This window comes from Holdemanella biformis DSM 3989 (genome assembly GCF_000156655.1).
In the GTDB taxonomy this organism is placed as follows: domain Bacteria; phylum Bacillota_I; class Bacilli_A; order Erysipelotrichales; family Erysipelotrichaceae; genus Holdemanella; species Holdemanella biformis.
This window is the reverse complement of the sequence record NZ_DS996850.1, coordinates 6,776-9,138: the sequence shown is the minus strand read 5'-3', so window position 1 is coordinate 9,138 and position 2,363 is coordinate 6,776. Positions and strand designations below refer to the sequence as shown.

The 2,363-nt window shown below is 24.6% G+C and carries 2 protein-coding genes; both read left to right on the top strand.

Translation table 11 applies throughout. The annotated features are described in order from the left end of the window. Nucleotides 1-388 precede the first annotated feature (388 nt). Nucleotides 389-706, top strand: coding sequence for a hypothetical protein (locus tag EUBIFOR_RS10635; protein ID WP_003866066.1), 318 nt, complete (start codon nucleotides 389-391; stop codon nucleotides 704-706). A 1,130-nt stretch (nucleotides 707-1,836) separates the two neighbouring features. After that, complete coding sequence (locus tag EUBIFOR_RS10630) at nucleotides 1,837-2,160, top strand: hypothetical protein (protein WP_003866064.1); 324 nt, start codon at nucleotides 1,837-1,839, stop codon at nucleotides 2,158-2,160. The last annotated feature ends 203 nt before the right edge of the window (nucleotides 2,161-2,363 follow it).

The following is a 2,363-nucleotide window of genomic DNA, read 5'->3' as shown; positions in this document are numbered from 1 at the left end:
ACATATCAGTGATTTTTACGTAGTGATAATGATGGAGAGGAATAAGAAAATATATGATTAAATATTTTATGATATCCTTAATAGGTATAATACTATTAATATTTTATTTTTATTTTAAAATTATAATTGTAAGAAATATATTTTTTAATTCAGAAAGCGGTGAGAAATTGTATGAAAGTCATATTAATTATATTTTTAGTTATTTCTATGATTGTCCCTGCATTTAAAGATGATATACAAAAAAAACTCCCAATATTGCTAAATATATATTTGTACACGATCCCGATTCTTTTAGCTTATATATTGATATCTTTGCATAAAATACAGTAAATCAAGTTGATTTTACACCAAGATCTATGCCTTCTGATATAGAGGAGTAAGAAAATATATGATTAAATATTTTATGATATCTTTAATAGGTATAATAGTATTTATGAATGGATATTGTATAAAAAAAGGAAATATAGGATTATTGCATTTGCATAATAGAATAATGATTTTAAATGAAGATAAAGATTCTTATTGTAGAATGATTGGTAGAGGACTAATGATCATGGGATTAGGAGCATTAATATCTTCATTATTATCTGCTTGTTTAAACAATGAAAATTATCTATTTATTTTATTAGCATCATCTGCTATAGGAGTAACAATGTGTTATTATGCAGTGTTTAAGTATAATATGTATAGGAAAATTCAACCATGAATAAAGCACATAGAAATATAATATATTTTTATAGTATTTATTAAAAATTTATATTGAATAGGATGAGTCGTACTTAATATAAAATATAGAAAAAAAGCAGATTGTATTCGTGATACTGGACTGGATAAAAAGACAGTCTATAAGTGGTGGAATATATAAAAAATCAGAGGATATTAAGTCCTCTTTTTTTGCAAAAAAAAGGAAAACCGAGTGACTAGGTCAGTTTTCCTTAACGTGGCACAATTTTGTGATTTTTGCCTACACGAATTATATCATGAACTTTTGAAAAGTAAATATTAGCAATCAAGTTGTTAAATATAGGTGAATCTGCACTCAATATGAGAATTGAATAGAAATTTCAAAGCATGATTGTTTAATAGTATCGGATAATAGTAGCAATTCATTTGTATCGTAGTCATCAAATGTTTTTGTATCTAGCAACTCAGTAGATTCATCTATTGAAAATCATGTATGGAAACAGGATGGAACTACTTATTTAGATGATGTAGCAGTAGATATTTTAGATCAACACAGGAAAGAAAATCCTGTTGTAATTATCAATAAAGACACTGATTCTAGGTTGAAACAATTAGAAGATGAGAACAAAAATCTGTTAATTAAAGTTGCACAACAGGCAGATAAAATATCTCAATTGAATGAAGATTTAAAAAATAAAATAGAATAAATGACTTTATTAATGCTAGAAAATAAAGAAAAAACATTTTTATTGGAACAGAAAAAAGACCAGACAGAAGAAATAAATCAATTAAAAGAACAACTAGATTGAGAAAAGAGCAGTTAAATGAGATAGAAAAGTTAAAAAATGAATTAGAAAAAGAAAAAAATAAAGGTTTCTTTGCACGTTTATTTGGAAAATAAAAATATTGCTCTAGCAAATTAGAGTAATATAATTGATCCATTATGTTTATATGAACAAAGTAAAAAAAGGCATGGTATAATTTAAACAATACTTGAACTATATCAGGAATAAATAGATTTTTTAAAATATAAAAATGCAAATTATTTAATTGTATCAAAAAATAATTAAAAATATCATACTTAAATAAAAGTGAATAATCTTTTATAATGAAAAAAAATAAAAAGATAAATATCGAAAGTAGGTGGAATATATGATTATAAAAGTGAATGATTCAAGCCTTTGTCTACATTATTTAGATGGTTTTCGGTTCCAAGTTGGTGGAAATGAATATTGTGTATTATTAGATACAACAGACATTGATTTATATCAATATGAAATTTGGAAAAAAGATGGCAATAATTTAACTTTTGTAAATAATGTACATGTTTCGTTGGATAAATTTAGGAAGTATTATTTTGCAGATGAAAGATCAACAAATTATAAAATAATAGAGGAATTGATTATCCCAACAATAATCAAAGAGAATAGTGAAAAGAAGTATACTATAACTCAAGTAGACAAAAGTACAGATTAAAAGCAACATTAAGAAAAAGTAAATAATCAAGATGATTTCTATGTAATTTTTGAAAAAGATGATTGTCCTTCTTGTCCTAAGTTTATAGAAAAATTTAATGAATTGGCTAAAAACAAAATATTTTGTTTTTTTTGTAAAAAAAGAAGAACTGAGTGACGAGTTCAGTTCTTCTCACGTGGCAGATTCATCTTCAACTTTTGCCT

Bases quoted from the DNA above. Each gene is read 5' to 3' on its own strand.
- EUBIFOR_RS10635 (WP_003866066.1), top strand. From the start codon at position 389: ATGATTAAATATTTTATGATATCTTTAATAGGTATAATAGTATTTATG.
- EUBIFOR_RS10630 (WP_003866064.1), top strand. From the start codon at position 1,837: ATGATTATAAAAGTGAATGATTCAAGCCTTTGTCTACATTATTTAGAT.